Source organism: Leifsonia sp. GW821-FHT13C05 (assembly GCF_058806515.1).
This window is the reverse complement of record NZ_JBXAPT010000002.1, coordinates 32,595-50,662: the sequence shown is the minus strand read 5'-3', so window position 1 is coordinate 50,662 and position 18,068 is coordinate 32,595. Positions and strand designations below refer to the sequence as shown.

Annotated in this window: 18 protein-coding genes; 13 read left to right on the top strand and 5 right to left on the bottom strand. The window is 69.6% G+C overall.

Annotation, left to right across the window (positions count from 1 at the left end; translation table 11 throughout):
• Positions 1-58 precede the first annotated feature (58 nt).
• The 3 genes from AC1ROC_RS06785 to AC1ROC_RS06775 all read right to left on the bottom strand — a co-directional run bounded on the left by AC1ROC_RS06785 (position 59) and on the right by AC1ROC_RS06775 (position 1,754).
• Positions 59-838: an SDR family oxidoreductase gene (locus tag AC1ROC_RS06785; RefSeq protein WP_085368925.1), complete on the bottom strand. Its 780-nt coding sequence runs from the start codon at positions 836-838 to the stop codon at positions 59-61.
• Positions 835-1,392, bottom strand: coding sequence for a MarR family winged helix-turn-helix transcriptional regulator (locus AC1ROC_RS06780; RefSeq protein ID WP_085368924.1), 558 nt, complete (start codon positions 1,390-1,392; stop codon positions 835-837). The genes AC1ROC_RS06785 and AC1ROC_RS06780 overlap by 4 nt, the downstream gene beginning before the upstream one ends.
• A gap of 71 nt (positions 1,393-1,463) precedes the next feature.
• Positions 1,464-1,754 (bottom strand): DUF1330 domain-containing protein, encoded by a 291-nt coding sequence (locus AC1ROC_RS06775; RefSeq protein ID WP_085368948.1) that lies wholly within the window; start codon positions 1,752-1,754, stop codon positions 1,464-1,466.
• 139 nt (positions 1,755-1,893) lie between these two features.
• On the opposite strand from AC1ROC_RS06775, the gene AC1ROC_RS06770 reads away from it, so the two are divergent.
• The 5 genes from AC1ROC_RS06770 to AC1ROC_RS06750 are packed head-to-tail and all read left to right on the top strand — an operon-like array spanning position 1,894 to position 8,532.
• Positions 1,894-3,351 (top strand): glycoside hydrolase family 5 protein, encoded by a 1,458-nt coding sequence (locus AC1ROC_RS06770; RefSeq protein ID WP_218775148.1) that lies wholly within the window; start codon positions 1,894-1,896, stop codon positions 3,349-3,351.
• A gap of 4 nt (positions 3,352-3,355) precedes the next feature.
• Positions 3,356-4,459, top strand: a complete 1,104-nt coding sequence (locus AC1ROC_RS06765) for a zinc-binding dehydrogenase (protein ID WP_218775147.1) — start codon at positions 3,356-3,358, stop codon at positions 4,457-4,459.
• A complete protein-coding gene (locus AC1ROC_RS06760; RefSeq protein ID WP_256921909.1) occupies positions 4,428-6,197 on the top strand; it encodes an IlvD/Edd family dehydratase in 1,770 nt (589 codons plus the stop codon). Before AC1ROC_RS06765 ends, AC1ROC_RS06760 begins: the two co-directional genes overlap by 32 nt.
• Entirely contained in the window at positions 6,194-7,078 is an 885-nt protein-coding gene (locus AC1ROC_RS06755) for a fumarylacetoacetate hydrolase family protein (protein ID WP_085368922.1), read from the top strand. Before AC1ROC_RS06760 ends, AC1ROC_RS06755 begins: the two co-directional genes overlap by 4 nt.
• Positions 7,075-8,532 (top strand): aldehyde dehydrogenase (NADP(+)), encoded by a 1,458-nt coding sequence (locus tag AC1ROC_RS06750; protein WP_085368921.1) that lies wholly within the window; start codon positions 7,075-7,077, stop codon positions 8,530-8,532. Before AC1ROC_RS06755 ends, AC1ROC_RS06750 begins: the two co-directional genes overlap by 4 nt.
• 1 nt (position 8,533) lies before the next feature.
• Here AC1ROC_RS06750 and AC1ROC_RS06745 read toward each other — a convergent pair whose 3' ends face one another.
• On the bottom strand, positions 8,534-9,397 hold the full coding sequence (locus AC1ROC_RS06745) for an SMP-30/gluconolactonase/LRE family protein (protein ID WP_218775146.1): 864 nt from the start codon (positions 9,395-9,397) through the stop codon (positions 8,534-8,536).
• Positions 9,394-10,173 carry an SDR family NAD(P)-dependent oxidoreductase gene (locus AC1ROC_RS06740; RefSeq protein ID WP_085368920.1) on the bottom strand — a complete coding sequence of 260 codons (780 nt, stop codon included), beginning with the start codon at positions 10,171-10,173 and terminating at the stop codon, positions 9,394-9,396. The genes AC1ROC_RS06745 and AC1ROC_RS06740 overlap by 4 nt, the downstream gene beginning before the upstream one ends.
• A 138-nt stretch (positions 10,174-10,311) precedes the next feature.
• On the opposite strand from AC1ROC_RS06740, the gene AC1ROC_RS06735 reads away from it, so the two are divergent.
• The 8 genes from AC1ROC_RS06735 to AC1ROC_RS06700 all read left to right on the top strand — a co-directional run bounded on the left by AC1ROC_RS06735 (position 10,312) and on the right by AC1ROC_RS06700 (position 18,063).
• A complete protein-coding gene (locus AC1ROC_RS06735; RefSeq protein ID WP_143465696.1) occupies positions 10,312-11,343 on the top strand; it encodes a LacI family DNA-binding transcriptional regulator in 1,032 nt (343 codons plus the stop codon).
• Between the two features lie 247 nt (positions 11,344-11,590).
• Positions 11,591-12,967, top strand: a complete 1,377-nt coding sequence (locus AC1ROC_RS06730; protein WP_085368918.1) for an ABC transporter substrate-binding protein — start codon at positions 11,591-11,593, stop codon at positions 12,965-12,967.
• Complete coding sequence (locus AC1ROC_RS06725; protein ID WP_085368917.1) at positions 12,964-13,899, top strand: carbohydrate ABC transporter permease; 936 nt, start codon at positions 12,964-12,966, stop codon at positions 13,897-13,899. Before AC1ROC_RS06730 ends, AC1ROC_RS06725 begins: the two co-directional genes overlap by 4 nt.
• Positions 13,899-14,687, top strand: a complete 789-nt coding sequence (locus AC1ROC_RS06720) for a carbohydrate ABC transporter permease (protein WP_085368916.1) — start codon at positions 13,899-13,901, stop codon at positions 14,685-14,687. The genes AC1ROC_RS06725 and AC1ROC_RS06720 overlap by 1 nt, the downstream gene beginning before the upstream one ends.
• Before the next feature lie 19 nt (positions 14,688-14,706).
• Positions 14,707-15,063, top strand: coding sequence for a tautomerase family protein (locus AC1ROC_RS06715; protein WP_085368915.1), 357 nt, complete (start codon positions 14,707-14,709; stop codon positions 15,061-15,063).
• Entirely contained in the window at positions 15,060-16,139 is a 1,080-nt protein-coding gene (locus AC1ROC_RS06710; RefSeq protein ID WP_085368914.1) for an NAD-dependent epimerase/dehydratase family protein, read from the top strand. Before AC1ROC_RS06715 ends, AC1ROC_RS06710 begins: the two co-directional genes overlap by 4 nt.
• Positions 16,136-17,083, top strand: a complete 948-nt coding sequence (locus AC1ROC_RS06705; protein WP_306293888.1) for an aldo/keto reductase — start codon at positions 16,136-16,138, stop codon at positions 17,081-17,083. Before AC1ROC_RS06710 ends, AC1ROC_RS06705 begins: the two co-directional genes overlap by 4 nt.
• Positions 17,084-17,097: 14 nt before the next feature.
• Positions 17,098-18,063 (top strand): Gfo/Idh/MocA family protein, encoded by a 966-nt coding sequence (locus tag AC1ROC_RS06700; RefSeq protein ID WP_085368913.1) that lies wholly within the window; start codon positions 17,098-17,100, stop codon positions 18,061-18,063.
• The last annotated feature ends 5 nt before the right edge of the window (positions 18,064-18,068 follow it).

Here is an 18,068-nt window from a genome sequence, read left to right as displayed (position 1 = left end):
ATAGCAACAAAAGCGGCCGCGAGCGGACATCCCTCCGCTCGCGGCCGTCCGGATCAGCTCACCAGGTGCTGTCGCCGCGCACGGTGACTTCGTAGCCGCCGTCGACGAAGATCACCTGTCCGCACAGGTGCGAGTTCTGCTCGCCGGCGAGCCAGACCAGCAGCTCGGCGGCGACCTCGGGGCCGAACGGCCCGTTGAGGGGCATCGGCACCTGCTCGTTCAGACGGGCGCGGCCCTCCGGGGTGGCGACCAGCTCCGCGGTCATCGGGGTGAGGACGACGCCGGGGGCGATGGCGTTGAGCGGGATGCTCGCGCCCGCCCACTCCGGTGTCGCGGCGTTCCGGCGCAGCCAGCGGGCGAGCGCGCGCTTGCTCGACGAGTAGATCTGGTGCGCGGTGGCCGGGGACTCGGCGAGCACGGTGGCGCGGGCGAGCGCATCCTCCTCGGTGCCGTCGAGCAGCAGGTCGACCAGCGTTTCGTCGTGGCTCTGCAGCGAGGCCATCGACGCCACGGCCACGGCGCGGGGAGCGCTGGAGGCGGCGAGCAGCGGGCGCAGCCCGTCGAGCGTCGCGATGGCGCCGTAGTAGTTGACGGCTGCGGTGACGGGGATGCCGGCGCTCAGCCCGGCGACGGCGAGCACGCCGTCGAGCACTCCGCCGGAGAGCTCTGTCGCCTTCTCGACGAGCGTCGCCCGTCCCTCCGCGGTGGAGAGGTCGGCGGAGATGTCGGTGCCGGCGAGGTCGGCGCCGATCACGCGGTGTCCGCCGGAGCGCAGGAGTTCGGCTGTGGCCTTGCCGATGCCGCTCGCGGCTCCGGTGACGAGGTAGGTGCGGGTCATTTCTCTTCTTTCTCGGGTGATGCGGGTGTGTCGGTCTGAGGCGGTCGTGCTGTGGTGGCTGCGGGGTCGGAGACGCCCGCAGCGTATGCGACGGCCTCGTCCCTGAAGCGCTGCAGGAGGCGGCGGAAGTCGTCGCGGTCGCGGTCCGGCCAGGTCTGCAGGAGGTCGGCCATCATGGCGTCGCCCGCGTCGACCAGGGCGTTCGCCGCAGCGGTGCCGTCCTCCGTCAGCCGGAGCAGTGTCGCGCGGGAGTCCTCCGGATCGTCGCGCTTCTCGACGAGCCCGTGCGCGCCGAGCCTGGCGCTCAGCTTCGAGATCGCTGACGCTCCGACGTGCAGCCGGGAGGCGAGGGTGGATGCGCGCTGCTCGCCGTCCCTGGCCAGCAGGGTGATGGCGACGATCGCCGTGGTATCCAGCTCGACGCCGACCCGGCCGGCGAGACCCCGGATGAACGCGCCGGACGACCAGAGCGCGAAGACCTCGAGCAGTGCGGCCAGCTGGCCGGAGCGATAGGGCAGCCCGGGGGTCGTGCCGGGAACCTCATCCACTGCCATCGCTGCCGCCTCTCGAAATGCTGTCTTGAGGACAGTATATCCTCCGTCCGGGCGGATGGGGGCGGCGATGGCTAGACCAGCGTTTCCACCCGGATCAGCTCCGTGCGGGCCACGACCTCGCGGTGCACGTCGGCCAGTGCCACTCGTCTCGGGTCGGTCAGGTACGCCTGCAGTGCTGCGTCGTTTGGCAGATGGATGACCTGCACCTCGAGCGGGGCGTCGCCGTCTCCGATGCGGCGCACCCGGCTGACCACCCGGCCTCCATGCTCGGGCACGAGTGCGAGGACCGTGTCCTCGTAGCGGGAGAGGGCGTCGTCATTGCCGTCGGACGCCCAGAGCAGGACGCACAGTTCAAGGCTCATCGGCACAGGATAGCCGCGCTCCGCATCGGCGCGCTTGACACCTTCCGGCCGCATCCCTAGCCTGAGAGCGCGACGAAATAAGTCGTAAATTTAACGAAACTTTTCGTGACGACGTGGTCAGAACAGTGAGGTCAGAACAGTGGGATCAGGCAACGAGAGCTCCGGACGTCCACCCGGTTTCGTCTCCATCGACGGTAGCGGATTCCTGGACGGATGGGGGCGTCCCATCCGGTTCACGGGCGTCTGCATCGGCGGATGGCTGAACATGGAGAACTTCATCACCGGCTATGCGGCCAACGAGTCGCTGATGCGCGACAAGGTCGCCGGCGTGATCGGGGCCGACCGAGCCGGCCGGTTCTTCGAGCGGCTGCTCAGCGCGTTCTACGGAGAGGCCGACGCGGAGTTCCTGGGCTCGCTCGGCATGACGATCGTCCGGATCCCGGTCAACTACCGCCATTTCGAGTCGGACGCCGACCCGTTCACGATCCTCCCCACCGCGTTCGACCACCTCGACCGCGCGATCGAGGCATCCGGCCGCCACGGCATCTACTCGGTCATCGACCTGCACGCCCTCCCCGGCAGCCAGAACCACCACTGGCACTCCGACAACTCCACCCACGAGCCGCACCTGTGGCAGCACCCGCACTTCCAGGACCGGGTTGAGAACATCTGGAAGGCCATCGCCGAGCACTACAATGACAACACCTGGGTCGCCGGATACAACCTGATGAACGAACCGGCGGACGAGTCCCGTGTCGTCGTCGGCCCGCTCTACCGCCGCCTGTTCGAGGCCGTGCGCGCCATCGACCCCGACCACACCATCTACCTCGACGGGAACACCTACTCCACGGAGTTCGACATGTTCGACGCGGAACCGTGGCCGAACACCGTGTACTCGCTGCACGACTACGTCGCGGCGGGGCTCGGCCGCGGAGGCGACTACCCCGGATACACGGACGGCACGTACATCGACGCCGACTACGCCAGGCAGAAGTTCCTGCAGCGCTCCGAATACGCCAGGCGGACGGGCACGCCGATCTTCGTCGGAGAGTTCGCTCCCATTTACACCGGCGACGAGCGCACGGACGCGATGCGCAGGCAGCTCCTCGCCGACCAGCTCGACCTCTACCGTGAGTTCGAGGTCAGCTGGACCAGCTGGATGTACAAAGATCTCGGCAGGCAAGGTCTCGTCGCCGTGACGGAGGACTCGCCGTACCGCCGCCGCTTCGACGCCTTCGTCGCCAAGAAGAACCGCCTCGCCGCCGACCAGTGGGGCAGCGACCGACTCGGCGGCGACGGCGTCCGCGAGGTCAGCCAGGCCGTGCAGGACCTCGCCGCGCGCGAATTCCCGGCCTGGACGCCGTACCCGTGGGGCCGGTTCGACACCGTCGCGACCGTGCTCAACAACATCCTCTTCGCCCAGCCGCTCGCCGACGAGTACGCCGAGCTGTTCCGCGGCCTGACCGACGACGAACTGGATGCGCTCGCCGACTCGTTCTCGTTCGAGCAGTGCGTTGTGCGCGAGAGCCTGCTGGATCAGCTGGTGGGCGGTCAGGACCAGCCGACCGTCCCCACAGCCTCCGCCGGTCAGGCCTGACGCCGTGCGCGCCATCGTGCTCCGGTCTCCGGACGCCGATCCGCTGCTCGAAGAGGTGGAGCTGTCGGCGCCGCGTGCCGGGGAGCTGCTGGTCCGCATCGAGGCCGCCGGTGTCTGCCACAGCGACTACCACTACATGACCGGCGACCTCACGGCGCCGCTGCCCCTCGTGCTCGGGCACGAAGGGGCGGGCATCGTCGAGGAGGTCGGTGCAGGCTCGTCCGGCAGGTTCGCCGTCGGCGACAGGGTGGCCCTGCTGTGGCGTCCGCGCTGCGGCACCTGCGCGGCGTGCATCTCCGGAAATCCGGTGCTCTGCGAGCGTGGCCCCGTTCAGGCCGGGTCGGGCGGGCTGCCGGACGGCACGAGCAGGCTGTCGCTGCCGGACGGCGGAACGCTGCACCACCTGATGGGGGTCTCCTGCTTCGCCGACCGTGTCGTGGTCAACGAGAACGCGGCCGTTCCCGTGCCGGATGGGGTGCCGCCCGAGGTAGCGGCGATCTCGGCCTGCGCGGTGATCACCGGTGTCGGGGCGGTGTTCCACGAGGTGCGGGAGGCGGCAGGGCGGCCGCTGCTCGTGCTCGGCGCCGGAGGGGTGGGGCTGTCCAGCGTGATGGGCGCTGCCCTCGTCGGCGCGCATCCACTGATCGTCATCGACGTCGACGATGCCAAACTCGCACTCGCCCGCGACCTCGGCGCGACGCACACCATCAACGGTCGCGACGAGGATGTGGTCGCTCGCGTGCTCGAGATCACCGGAGGCGCGGGCGTGCCGTGGGCGATCGAGGCCGTCGGCCGAGCGCAGACCCTGGAGCAGGCCGTGGAGTGCGTCGCGCCGGGCGGCACCCTGGTCGCCGTCGGCCTGGGAGCGGCGGGCGCCGGATTCCAGGTGCCGCTCAACCAGCTCGTGCAGCGGCAGAAGCGCGTCGTCGGCTCGCTCTACGGGTCGAGCAACCCGCAGCTCGACCTGCCGAGGATCTTCGCCCTCTATCTCGCGGGGAAGCTGCCGATCGACAGGCTGATCGGCGACCGCCTCCCCATCACCGACTTCGCCGAGGCGTACCGGCGGCTCACCGCCGGTGCTGTCGGGCGGGGCATACTCGTGCCGTAGGGCACATCAATCGAAGGAGATTCACTCGATGGTCCGATCACAGGGCTGGTACGGCGGCGACGGCCGCGACCCGTACATCCACCGGGCGTGGATGCGCAGAGGCGTGCCGGATCACGCGTTCGACGGGAGGCCGCAGATCGCCATCGCGAACACGGCGAGCGACCTGACGCCGTGCAACATGCACCTCAACGAGGTGGCCGAATACGTCAAGCAGGGAGTGTGGGAGGCGGGCGGCGTCCCGGTTAACGTGCCGATGGTGTCGCTGGGGGAGACCCTGGTCAAGCCGACGGCGATGCTCTGGCGCAACCTGGCCGCGATGGCCACCGAGGAGATGCTGCGCGCCAATCCGATCGACGCCGCCGTGCTGCTCGGCGGCTGCGACAAGACGATCCCCGCCCTGCTGATGGGAGCGGCGTCCGTCGACATCCCCGCCGTCGTGCTGCCGGGCGGCCCGATGCTGAACGGCTACTTCCGCGGGGAGCGGATGGGCTGCGGCACCGGTGTCTGGCAGCTCTCGGAGGAGGTCAGGGCCGGCACGCTCAGCGAGGCGGAGTTCGAGGCGACGGACAAGAAGATGATCCGCAGCAAGGGGCACTGCAACACGATGGGCACCGCATCCACGATGGGGTTGATGGCCGAAGCCCTCGGCATGACGATCCCCGGTGTCGCGGGCACGCCTGCCGCGGACAGCCGCCTGCTCGAAGCCGCCCACGCGTCCGGCAGGCTCGCGGTCGAGCTCGCGCTGGAGGACCGCCGCATCTCGCAGGTCATCACGAAGGAGTCCTTCCACAACGCGATCGTCGCGCTCGCCGGGATCGGCGGATCCACCAACGCCGTCGTGCACCTGCTGGCGATCGCCGGGCGGCTGGGCATCGACCTCACCCTGGAGGACTTCGACAGGATCGGCGGCCAGGTGCCGCTGCTCGTCAACCTGCAGCCGGCGGGCGCATACCTGATGGAGGATCTGTTCCGCGCAGGCGGCTTCCTCGCGGTGCTCGACCAGCTCACCGATCTGCTCGACCCGGCGGCGCAGACCGTCACCGGGCGTCCGCTCACCGACTACCTCGGCGGCAACCAGGTGTGGGACAGCGGCGTGATCACGCTCCGCGACGACCCGCTGCAGGACGACGCGGGTATCGCGGTCCTGCACGGCAATCTCGCCCCGCGCGGCGCGATCATCAAGCCGGCCGCCGCGACCCCCGAGCTGCTGGTGCACACCGGGCGGGCCGTCGTCTTCGACTCCATCGAAGACGCCCACGCGCGCCTGGACGACCCGGACCTCGACGTCGACGCGGACTCCGTGCTCGTCCTCCGCGGCTGCGGGCCGAAGGGATACCCCGGAATGCCGGAGGTGGGCAACATGCCCATCCCGCAGAAGCTGCTGAAGCAGGGCGTTCGCGACATGGTGAGGATCAGCGACGGACGTATGTCCGGAACGGCATACGGCACCGTCGTGCTGCACGTCGCCCCCGAGGCGGCCGCCGGCGGACCGCTCTCGCTCGTGCAGGACGGCGACCTGATCTCGCTCGACGTGCCGAACCGGCGACTGGAACTCCTGGTCGACGGGGCGGAGCTGGCGGGCAGGACCGCTGCCCAGCGCGAGGTCGACGGCTTCGCGACGGCAGACCGCGGCTGGCAGAAGCTGTACATCGAACACGTCCAAGGAGCAGACACCGGCGCCGACCTCGACTTCCTCGTCGGGTCGAGCGGCTCGGTGGTCACGAGGGAGTCCCATTGAGCACCGAGAACACCGCCACAGCCCGGCCGCACACGGCCATCGCCAGGGTGGAGGCCGGCGGCGAGATCGTCTGGGCGGTCCGCCGCGGTGAGGAGTACTCGCCGCTCGGCCTCACCCTGACCGAGCTGCTCCGGCTGCCTGCTCCGGATGCGCGCAGCGCCGTCGAGCGCGCATCCGGCGGCGGCATCGTGCCCGCCAGGGTGCTCGCGCCTGTCGATCCGCAGCAGGAGGTCTGGGCCGCCGGTGTGACCTACCTGCGCAGCAGGGACGGCCGCATCGAGGAGGCGAGCGACGGGACACCGTACGACAAGGTCTACGCCGCCGAGCGCCCCGAACTGTTCTTCAAGGCGACGGGCGCGCGGGTGATCGGGCCAGGAGGGAACGTCGGCGTCCGCGCGGATTCGCCCTGGAACGTGCCGGAGCCGGAGCTCGGCCTCGTGCTCGACGCCCACGGCGGGCTGTTCGGCTACGTGCCGGGTGACGACGCGTCGAGCCGGTCGATCGAGGGGGAGAACCTGCTCTACCTTCCGCAGGCCAAGGTGTACACCGCCGCCTGCGGGCTGGGTCCGGAGATCGTCCCGGCCTGGGAGGTGGCGGCGCCGTTCGCGATCGGTCTCGAGATCAGCCGGGGTGGCGAGACGGTCTTCAGCGGCTCTGCGTCGACCGATCAGATGGCGCGCACGCTCGACGACCTCGCCGACTGGTTGTTCCGGGGGCTGGACTTCCCCGACGGCGTGATCCTGCTGACCGGCACCGGCGTGGTGCCGGATGCGGACTTCACGCTGCTGCCCGGCGACGAGGTCGCCGTCGACATCGCCGGGGTCGGGCGCCTGGTCAACGGGGTATCGCTCGTCGGCACCCAGAAGGAGGGAACGCGATGACAGCATCGGACACGATCACCGTGGACGTCGAGACCGCCATGACGGACGCGGCAGCCGCCGCCCCGCAGCTGGCCCTCTCGACCCCCGCCGCGCGCGCCGCCTGGCTGCGCGCCATCGCCGACCGGCTGGATGCCGACGCGGACGCCCTGGTCGACCTCGCCGCGCGCGAGAGCCACCTGACCACGCAGCGCCTCACCGGCGAACTGGTGCGCACCACCTTCCAGCTGCGCCTGTTCGCGCAGACGGTCGAGGACGGCCGCTACCTCGACGCGACCATCGACCACGCCGATCCGGACTGGCCGATGGGCGCCCGCCCCGACCTGCGCAGGGTGCTCCGCCCGATCGGGCCGGCTGCCGTCTACGCGGCGAGCAACTTCCCATTCGCCTTCTCCGTTGCCGGTGGAGACACCGCGGCGGCCATCGCGGCGGGAGCGCCGGTGGTCCTGAAGGCGCACCCCGCGCATCCGGAGCTCAGCCGGGCGGTCGCGGGGCACATTCTGGCTGCACTGGACGAGGCGGGGGCACCCGGCGGCACGTTCGCGATCGTCGAGGGCAGAGAGGAGGGGCGCACACTCGTCCTCGACCCGCGGCTCGCGGTCGCGACCTTCACCGGGTCGCTGTCCGGCGGGCGCGCGCTGTTCGACCTGGCAGCATCCCGGCCGGAGCCGATCCCGTTCTACGGCGAGCTCGGCAGCGTCAACCCCGTCTTCGTGACGCGGGCGGCCGCTGCGGCCCGGGCGGAGCGGATCGCCGACGGCTTCGCGGCGTCGATGACGCTCGGCGTCGGCCAGTTCTGCACGAAGCCGGGCGTCCTGTTCGTGCCGGAGTCGTCTGCGCTCCAGCAACTGGTGGTGGATGCGGTGCGCGCGAGCAACGGAGGCCCGATGCTCTCCGACACGATCCGCGACGGCTTCTACGGCAGCCTCGACCCGCTCGCCGGTCGCGACGGCGTCGACCTCCTCGCCGGGTCGGCCGAGCGCGGAGACCAGCCGACGCCGACGGTGTACGGCACAGACGTCGCGACCTTCCTCGCGCATCCGGAGGAGCTGCTGGAGGAGCACTTCGGGCCTGCCGCCCTGCTCGTCCGCTACGGCTCGGACGACGAGCTGCTCGCCGCGGCTCGCAGCCTGAACGGCCAGCTCACCGCGACGGTGCACGGCGAGGACGACGACAGCGTCGGCGACCTGATCGAGCTGCTCGCCGCGAAGGCGGGCCGCGTGCTCTGGAACGGCTGGCCGACCGGCGTGTCCGTGACGTACGCGCAGCAGCACGGCGGGCCGTACCCGGCGACGACGGCGCCGCACTTCACCTCGGTGGGCACCGCATCCATCGGGCGGTTCCTGCGGCCGGTCGCCTACCAGGACACTCCGGATGCTGCGCTGCCGCCCGCCCTGAAGGAGGCGAACCCGCTGGGCATCCCGCGCCTGGTGGACGGCACGATCCAGCTGCCCTGATTCAGCCGGCGTAGTCGGGGAGTGCGACGCCGCGCACCCCCGGCTGCGCGGCGAACACGGCCCCCGCCTGCGGCTCGGCGTCGTCCGGAAGGTGCTGCCTGGACGACGTGATGTAGAGGGTGTCCAGGTCGTGCCCACCGAAGGCGGCGGCGCTGGTGTTCGTGACGCCTGGCACGTCGAGCACTGCCGTCAGAGCTCCCGTCTGGTCGTAGCGTCGCACGGCGCCTCCTCCCCAGAAGGCCACCCAGAGTCCGCCGTCCGCGTCGATGGTCATGCCGTCCGGCGATCCGGCGACGTCGTCGCCGATCGTCACGAGCGGGCGGCGATCGTGGAACGAGCCGTCGGTGCCGTCGTAGTCGAACACATCCACCCGCCTGGTGTCCGTGTCGACGTAGTAGGCGACCGACCCGTCGGCGCTCCACTGCAGGCCGTTCGAGATGGTGGCGCCGGTCAGGGCAACGGAGGTGGTGGTGTCCGGTTCGAGCCGGTAGATCGCGGCGGCGCCGGGCGTGGCGTCGTAGGCCATCGAGCCGCAGAAGAACCGGCCGAACGGATCGCAGCCTCCCTCGTTGAGCCGGATGCCGGGGTCGGTCAGCACGTCGGGCAGGCGCCGGTCGAGGGAGAACTCCTCATCGAACAGCGAGAAGCCGTGCTCTGTCGCCACGATGAAACCGCCGGAGGCCCTGCGCCGGATCACCGCGGCGACAGGGCTGCCGACGTCGTAGCGCCGCGGGCGCTCGAACGACGCGAGGTCGACGACAGCGCCGGCGAGCATGTCGACCACGAGCAGTCGCTGACCCACCCGGTCCCACGACGGCCCCTCTCCGTGCCAGGTGACCGGCGCCGTGACCTGTTCAGCCCTCACTGCCAGCCTCCGTCCATGACCCACGTCTGCCCGGTGGCCAGCCGGGAGTCGTCGGCCGCCAGCCACAGCATCAGTCTGGCGATATCGGCGGGATACAGGAGCTCCGGCACGCACTGAGCGGCGAGGATCTTCTCGTGCTCGGCCTCGCCGACCCAGCTCTCCAGTTGTCTGGGTGTCATGATCCAGCCGGGGATGATGCAGTTCACCCGGATGCCGTCCGGCCCCAGCTCCCTGGCCAGCGTGCGGGTCAGCCCCTCGATGCCCGCCTTCGCCGTGATGTAGACGGGAAGGTCGACCAGGTCGATGTGCGCGCTGATCGAGCCGAGGTTGATGATCGAGCCGCCGCCCGCGGCCTTCATCAGCGGCCAGACGGCCTGCGCGGCGAAGAAGTGGTGGCGCACGTTCACGGCGATCCCGTCGTCCCACCCGTCGAGGTCGATGTCGGCGACCGCGCGCCTGGTGTCGTTGGCGGCGTTGTTGACGAGCACGGTCGGCGGCCCCACCCGAGTGGATGCGGCGTCGACCGCCCGCTGCAGAGCCGGCACGTCCCGCACATCGACGCGCTGAAAGTACGGCTCCGGGTCTCCGCGCTCTGCGATGGTCGCGGCGAGCTCCGCCGCCGCAGCCTCGTCGATGTCGATGAACGCGACCCTGGCGCCCTGTGCGGCGAGCTGGGAGACGAATTCGGCGCCGAGTCCCGTCGCTCCTCCGCTGACGAACGCGGTGCGGCCCGCCAGGGACGGGTAGCGGGCGAACCGAGCGTCGGTGATCGTCATTGATGCCCTTTGCGATGTAATGTTTCCAGATCAGAGAGAAAACTATCTGAACCGCCACACTAGGAGGTCGCGCGCACGTCGTCAACCGCTCAGGGCGGCGGACGCGGCGCGGCAGCGGCCGCGGATACGATGAGGCTCATGGGAAACGACGCCACCGGTGAAGCGCCGCCGACGCGGGCAACCCTCTCGGAGGTCGCGGCGCTCGCGAAGGTGTCCGTGGCCACCGTCTCGAAGGTGCTCAACGGCCGGACCGGCGTCTCGGACGACACCAGGGGCCGCATCGAGGCGCTGCTCGACGAGCGCAACTACAACCGACGGCTGAGCGCCCAGAGCACGGCGCCCCTGATCGAGGTCCTCTGCTTCGAGATCGACAGCCCGTTCGGTGGCGCCGCCATCGTCGGCATCGAGCGTGTCGCCCGCGAGCACGGCATCGGGATGGTCGTCACCGGCTCGGAGGAGTCGCACCTCCCCGGGCCGGACTGGGTCGACGGCGTGCTGCGCAGGCAGCCGCTCGGCATCATCCTGGTCGCGGCGCTCTTGCCGGAGAAGGACAAGGCGCGGCTGCGCAGTCGCGCCATCCCGATCGTCATGATCGATCCGTACGGCGCCCCGGCGACGGACGCACCCTCGATCGGCTCCGCCGACTGGAACGGTGCGTTCCTCGCCACCCAGCACCTGATCGGGCTGGGGCACGAGCGCATCGCCATCGTCACGGGTCCCGACAGCATGATGGCGTCGACCGCCCGGCTCTCCGGCTATCGTGCAGCACTGGATGCGGCCGGCATCCCGGTCAGGCGGGAGTACATCCGGCCCGGCAAGTTCCACCGGGACGACGGCCTCACGGAAGCGCGCGATCTGCTGTCGTCCTCCGAGCCGCCCACCGCGATCTTCGCGTCGAGCGACCTGCAGGCGCTCGGCGTCTACGAGGCGGCGCGCACTCTCGGTCTCCGGGTGCCGGACGACCTCTCCGTCGTCGGTTACGACGACCTCTCCATCGCGCAGTGGGCCGGCCCGCCGCTCACCACGGTGCGCGTCCCGCTCGCCGAGATGGCCGAGCAGGCGACGCACCTGGTGACCAGGCTGCGTGACGAGCCGGAGCTCGCGTTCAGCAGGATCGAGCTGGCGACCTCCCTGGTCGTGCGCGAGAGCACTGCGCCCCCGCGCGTCTGACCCACCCCGGGTGAGGCGCGCTTTCGCGCGCCCTGATCGCGAAACGTTTCCAAGATCGACGTAAAACTTGACTTCCGTTTACCCTCGTCATTACATTCATCCCCAGTGGTAGGGCGCGCCCCGCAGGACGCGTCTCGCGAAAGACGACGAGGTCTCCCCGACCTCGGCGACCTTCGATCCCCGCCGGGTCCCCTGGCCCGGCGCTCACCCGGACACGCTGCTGTGTCCGCGACGCAAGAGGACTGACATGCGATTCAGATTCACATCGAAGACAGCGCTTCGGTCGATCGCCGCCCTGACCGTTGCAGGGCTGGCGAGCCTCGGACTCGCCGCCTGCTCGGGGTCGAGCCAAGGCGAAGCAGGCTCCGCGACCAGCGGGACGATCAACTGGTGGGGCTGGACCCCGACGAACACCGACGAGGCGAAGGACTTCATCGCCGCGTTCAACAAGAAGTACCCGGACATCAAGGTCAACTTCAAGCTGATCGGCATTTCCGACTACCAGGCCGCGATGCGGCCTGCGCTCTCCTCCAACAGCGGGCCGGATGTCTTCGACCTGCAGCCGGGAGCATACGTGCAGCAGTTCGGCACATACGCCAAAGACCTCACCCCCGTCGCCGAGAAGGCGCTCGGCAGCGATTGGAAGTCCAAGATCGCCAAGATCGCGGTCGACGGCCTCACCGCCAAGGGCAAGCTCACCGCTCTGCCGATCGGCTCGTCGTACGCCGGGTCGCTCTGGTACAACGCCGAGGTGTTCGCCGCGAACAACCTGCAGCCGCCGAAGACCCTCGACGAGTGGAAGAAGGTCTGCCAGACGCTCGAGGCCGCCGGCCAGGGCTGCTTCGCCCAGGGCGCATCCCAGGAGGGCTTCGACCAGGACACCCTGCAGGCCATCTCGAACTCGGTCGAGCCCGGGTACTGGACCAAGGCATCCAAGGGCGACGCCAAGTGGGACTCCCCCCAGATCGTGCAGACGCTGAAGATCTGGAAGGACCTGTTCGACAGCGGCATCATGCAGAAGGGCGCGCTGGGCGCTCAGCAGTACCCCGACATCAACAACGCCTTCCTCACCGGCAAGTACGCGATGGTGATGATGGGCAGCTGGTACACCCAGTACGCGACTCAGGATGCGATGACCCAGGCAATCTCGGCGGCGGGTGTCGCCGGTGCGAAGCCGTTCGCCATCCTGCCGCTGCAGTTCCCGGATGTGGCGGGCAAGGGGAACACGAGCGAGATGTTCGGTGACGCGGACTACGGCCTGGCCGTCGCGGCGAAGTCGAAGCACAGCGCGGCCGCGGAGACGTTCGTGCAGTGGATGGCGACGAGCAAGGAGGGCCAGCAGGTCGTCGCCGACCGTCTCGACACCACGCCCGTGCTGAACGGTATCGCACCGGACTTCACCACCATCAAGTTCGTGAACGACGCCACCCAGTCCGGGCCGGTCAACGACTACCTCAAGAGCATGGCGTCGATCAACGAGCCGCGGTTCGCCCTGCTGAACGCCGACATCGAGAACGCCTTCCTCGCGGCGGCGCAATCGGTCGGCAGCGGAAGCGCCACCCCGCAGGCTGCTGCGAAGACCCTGCAACAGGCAGCGGACGCCGCGAAGGCAGCGAACGGATGACGGTCACCACCCAACGGGTGGACAGCGCGGTCGGCTCACCGAGCCGGCCGCGCCGCCACCGCGGGCGCATCCAGGCGCCGGGACTGCCGTGGATCCTCCCGGCCTTGGTGCTGAGCGCCGGGCTCATCTACTACTGCATCGGATACACCGGGTTCCTCTCCACCCTCAACTGGGACGGCGCGAGCCCCGACCCGCAGTCCATCGGGCTGAAGAACTACACGAACCTCGTCAACGACCCGGTGTTCTGGAAAGCCATCTGGCACACCGTCTCGTTCTTCGTCGTCACCTTCGTGGTGCAGACGGCGATCGGCGTGCTCTTCGCCGTCATCATGCACTCGCGCATCCGGCTGGCGGTGGTCTACAAGGTGATCATCTTCGTGCCGGTCGTGCTGGCGCCGGCCATCATGGCGCCGGTCTTCCGGCAGATCTTCGCCGCGGACGGACAGCTCAACTGGGTGCTCAGCCACATCGGGCTCGGTTTCCTCGCGCAGCCCTGGATCGGCCAGGACTCGACGGCGCTCCCGGTGATCATGGCGATCACCATCTGGCAGTGGACCGGGCTGACCTTCGTGCTCTACTACGCGGCGATGAGCCAGATCGACCCGTCGCTGCTCGAGGCCGCGCGCATCGACGGTGCAGGCAACATCCGCACCCTGACGGCGATCATCTGGCCCAGCCTGCGCGGAACGACGCTGGCGCTCGGCATCCTCAGCGCCATCGGAGCGCTGAAGACCTTCGACGTGCCCTGGCTGGTCACCGTCGCCGGGCCGAACAACTCGACCCAGTTCCTCGGCACGTACATCTACCAGATGACCATCCAGCTGGCGCACGTCGGCTACGGAGCAGCGCTCTCGATCGTCCTGCTGGTGATCGCCCTCGTCATGGCGATCGTCCTGCAGGTCGCGGGGCGCGAGAAGACCGGAGGACGCTGATGTTCGAGGTTCGCCGCTGGTGGAGCAAGGGCCTGCTGCAACTGCTGGCGACCGCCCTCGTCCTGCCGTACCTCTTCCCGCTCATCGCGATGGTGCAGGGCTCCTTCGCCGGAGACGGGTGGGGCAACTACCGCGATGTGCTGCAGGTGCCTGGATTCTTCCGGTTCTTCCTGAACAGCGCGATCATCTCGGCCGGCGTCATCGTGCTCGTCTACGCCGTGACGATGCTCGCCGCGTACGGGTTCGCCAAGCTGCACATCCGGTTCCGCGAGGTCTACTTCTGGATGCTACTCGCCTGCCTCACCCTGCCGGAGGTCGTGCTCCTCACCCCGCTGTTCACGACGACCCAGGCCATCGGGCTGTCGAACACCTACTGGGCGGTGATCCTGCCCCTCGCAGCGCTGCAGGTGCCGTTCGCCGTGCTGCTGACACGCAACTTCATCAACGGGCTCCCGGACGAGATGTTCGAGGCGGCCAGGGTGGACGGTGCGACATCGATGCGCGGATTCCTGCACCTGATCATCCCGCTGACCAGGCCTATCGCGGCGGCCGTGCTGATCTTCACGCTGATCGGAGCATGGAACGACTACCTGATGCCGCTGGTCTTCCTGCAGTCGCAGGAGATGCAGACCATCACCCTCGTGCCGCAGTTCTTCGTCGGCGAGTTCAGCAACGACCAGACCAAGATCCTGGCCTCCGCCGTGCTCACGGCCATCCCGGAGATCGTGGCCTACCTGTGCCTGCAAGGCATGTTCGAGCGCGGCCTCTCGGCCGGTGCCATCAAGTGAACCAAACCCTAGGAGTGAAATGCCACTGATCCAGGTCGACCTCGACCGCACCATCTTCGACACGGCGCACGCCGCCATCGGCGACGCGATCCACGAGGCGCAGATCGAGGCGCTCGGCATCCCGGCCGACGACCGCTTCCAGGTCTTCCGGCCGCACGGCGACGGCGAGCTGAAGTTCGACGCCGGCTACAACGGCGTGGACAGGCAGAGCCTCCTGCTGATCCAGGTGACCGCCGTGCACATGTACCCCGTTGCGGTGAAGCGCCGGTTCTTCGAGGCCGTCGTCGCCAAGCTCGCCCCGCTCGGCATCCGCCAGGAGGACGTGCTCATCTCGCTCGTCGAGAACGGCTTCGAAGACTGGTTCGCGGGCAAATGAGCGCGCAGGCGTTGCGCTACGACAGCGCGCCCATCACGGTGCTGTTCATCGGCGGCACGGGAACGATCAGCGCATCCAGCGTGCGGCTGGCGGCGGAGAGCGGCATGGCCGTCACCGTGCTCACTCGCGGGGCGAACGCGGCGGGGCGGACGCTGCCGGACGGTGTGGAGCGGCTGACAGGAGACATCGCGGACGACGCCTCCGTCCACGCGGCCATCGGCGACCGCAGCTTCGACGCCGTCGTCAACTTCCTCTCCTTCACCGAGGACGACGTGGCCAGGATGGTCGCTCTGTTCTCCGGGCGCACGCGGCAGTACGTGCACATCAGCTCGGCATCGATCTACGCCAAGCCGGTGCTCGTGACGCCCATCACCGAGTCGACGCCCACCGGACCGAACCCGCCGCTGCCGTACGCGACCGCCAAGTGGCGGGCGGAACTGGCGCTCGCCGCTGCGCACCGCGAGCACGGCTTCCCCGTCACGGTGATCCGCCCGTCCCACACGTACGACGACGCCAACCCGCCGCTGCCGGGCGGCTGGACCGTGATCGACCGCATCGCGCGCGGGGCGGAGATCCCGGTGCACGGCGACGGCACATCGCTGTGGACGCTCACGCACGCGGAGGACTTCGCGCAGGGACTCGTCGGGCTGCTCGGCAGCGACAGGGCGATCGGCGAGACGTTCCACATCACCGGGGACGACGTGCTCACCTGGGACCAGATCTACACGCTCTTCGCGACAGCGCTCGGCGTCGAGCCCCGCCTGGTGCACGTGGCGAGCGAGCTGTTCCCCGTCGTTGCTCCCGAGTGGTTCTGGTCCGGCGAGTTCGTCGGCGACCTCGGGCACTCCGCCGTGTTCGACACCACCAAGATCCGTCGCTTCGTCCCCGGCTTCGCTCCGCACCTGACGTTCGAGCGGGCCGTGCGCCGGATGCTCGACTGGCGCGCAGCGCATCCGGCGTCGACGGGCGGGGATGCGGAGACGGAGGCCGTGCTCGACAGGGTGGTGGATGCGTACCACGCGGCCAGGGGTGCGTTCGCCGACCGTGCACCAGCGCTCGCGGAGGCCGCCCGGTGAGTCTGCCCGTGCATCCACTCGGCTCGACAGGGCTCGAGGTCACCGCGCTGTGCATGGGGACGAGCCCGCTCGCGAGCATGCCGCAGCTGTACGGCTACGACGTGAGCGACGAGCGGGCCGTCGCCACCATCGACGCCGTGCTCGACAGCGACATCCGGTTCATCGACACATCCAACGGCTATGGCGAGCACGGAGAGGCCGAGAAGCGCATCGGCCTCGCGCTCGCCGCACACGTCGGCCTTCCTGGAGACTTTGTCCTCGCCACGAAGGTCGACCCCGACCCGGTCACCGGAGATTTCTCCGGTGACCGGGTGCTCGCCTCATACGAGGAGAGCCTGCAGCGGCTCGGCCTCGACAGGGTGCCGCTGCTCTACCTGCACGATCCGGAGCGCATCCCGTTCGAGGACGGCGTCGCGCCTGGCGGTCCCGTCGAAGCCCTGGTGCGGCTGAGGGAGGAGGGCCGCGTCGACCACATCGGCGTCGCGGGCGGCCCCGTCGGTCTGCTGGAGCGGTATCTCGCCACCGGCGCCTTCGAGGTGGTGCTGAGCCACAACAGGTACACCCTGCTCGACCGCTCGGCGGAGGCCATGTTCGTCGCTGCGCGGGAGCGCGGCATCGGCGTCGTCAACGCGGCGCCGTACGGGGGAGGGATGCTCGCGAAGGGTCCGGACGTGCAGGCGAAGTACGGCTACGGTGAGCGCGACGACCACGTCGCGGAGGCGGCCAGGGCGATGGCAGACGTGTGCGCGAGTCACGGCGTCCCGCTCGCGGCCGCCGCCCTGCAATTCTCGCTGCGCGCGTCGTTCGTCGATGCGACCGTGGTGGGGGTCTCGTCCCCGGAGCGGGTCGCCCAGACCATCGAGTACGCCGGCCTGCCGATCCCGGATGCGCTCTGGGCGGAGCTCGATGCGCTGGTCCCTTCGCCGGAATACTGGCTCGGCTGAGTGGAGGGACCAACGTGAACGCGCTCCGCATCGGCCTGCTCGGGGCGGCGGGGATCGCGCCCCGCTCGATCATCGCCCCCGTGCGGCGGAGGCACGACGTCGACCTGGTCGCCGTCGCCTCCCGGCACGATGCATCCGGATACGCGGCCCGTCACGGGATCGCGGCCGCGTACGACAGCTACGACGATGTGATCGCAGACCAGACGATCGACCTCGTCTACATCGCTTTGCCGCCGTCGGAGCACGCGCGCTGGACGATCGCGGCGCTCGAAGCGGGCAAGGACGTGCTCTGCGAGAAGCCGATGACGATGGACGCCGCCGAGGCGCGCGCCGTGCTGGCGACGGCCGAGCGCACGGGACGCCGGGCGATCGAGGCGTTCCACGATCACTACCACCCGCTGCAGGACTGGTTGCGCACGTTCGTCGGCTCCGGAGCTCTCGGGGCTCCCGTCGAGGCGACGGCGACGTTCACCGGCGCGAACCCGTTCGACCCCCGGTCGCTCCGGCACGCGCCGGAACTCGGAGGAGGGGCGCTGATGGATCTCGGCTGCTACCCCATCCACTGGTTGCGCAGCCTGTTCGGCGAACCCCGGGTGGTGGCGGCGTCGGCAGAGCTGAACCCGCTCGGAGCCGATCTCAGCATCGAGGCGGCCCTGTCGTTCGCGGGAGAGGTGCGCGCCACGGTGGTTGCCAGCATGAAGCCGGAGGTGACGCTCGCGTCCACGCTCACCGTGGTCGCCGAGCGCGGAACGCTGCACATCGACAATCTCGTCTTCCCGGCGGCCGGCCACTCCATCGTTGTCGAACAGAACGGCGTCACGCGCATCCAGACCGTCGCCGGTCTCGACACGTACGATCACCAGCTGGCCGCGGTGCTCGACGGGCTCAGGACCGGCCGCCCCCTCGCCACCGAGGGGGCGGACTACGTCGGGAACATGGCGGCCATCGATGCCGTCTATGCCGCCGCGGGTGTCCGCTGAGCGAC

Excerpts from the sequence above, each read along its gene's own strand:
- AC1ROC_RS06730 (WP_085368918.1), top strand. The coding sequence starts at position 11,591 with ATGCGATTCAGATTCACATCGAAGACAGCGCTTCGGTCGATCGCCGCC.
- AC1ROC_RS06775 (WP_085368948.1), bottom strand. The coding sequence starts at position 1,754 with ATGAGCCTTGAACTGTGCGTCCTGCTCTGGGCGTCCGACGGCAATGAC.
- AC1ROC_RS06720 (WP_085368916.1), top strand. The coding sequence starts at position 13,899 with ATGTTCGAGGTTCGCCGCTGGTGGAGCAAGGGCCTGCTGCAACTGCTG.
- AC1ROC_RS06710 (WP_085368914.1), top strand. The coding sequence starts at position 15,060 with ATGAGCGCGCAGGCGTTGCGCTACGACAGCGCGCCCATCACGGTGCTG.
- AC1ROC_RS06735 (WP_143465696.1), top strand. The coding sequence starts at position 10,312 with ATGGGAAACGACGCCACCGGTGAAGCGCCGCCGACGCGGGCAACCCTC.
- AC1ROC_RS06715 (WP_085368915.1), top strand. The coding sequence starts at position 14,707 with ATGCCACTGATCCAGGTCGACCTCGACCGCACCATCTTCGACACGGCG.
- AC1ROC_RS06740 (WP_085368920.1), bottom strand. The coding sequence starts at position 10,173 with ATGACGATCACCGACGCTCGGTTCGCCCGCTACCCGTCCCTGGCGGGC.
- AC1ROC_RS06785 (WP_085368925.1), bottom strand. The coding sequence starts at position 838 with ATGACCCGCACCTACCTCGTCACCGGAGCCGCGAGCGGCATCGGCAAG.
- AC1ROC_RS06780 (WP_085368924.1), bottom strand. The coding sequence starts at position 1,392 with ATGGCAGTGGATGAGGTTCCCGGCACGACCCCCGGGCTGCCCTATCGC.
- AC1ROC_RS06725 (WP_085368917.1), top strand. The coding sequence starts at position 12,964 with ATGACGGTCACCACCCAACGGGTGGACAGCGCGGTCGGCTCACCGAGC.
- AC1ROC_RS06750 (WP_085368921.1), top strand. The coding sequence starts at position 7,075 with ATGACAGCATCGGACACGATCACCGTGGACGTCGAGACCGCCATGACG.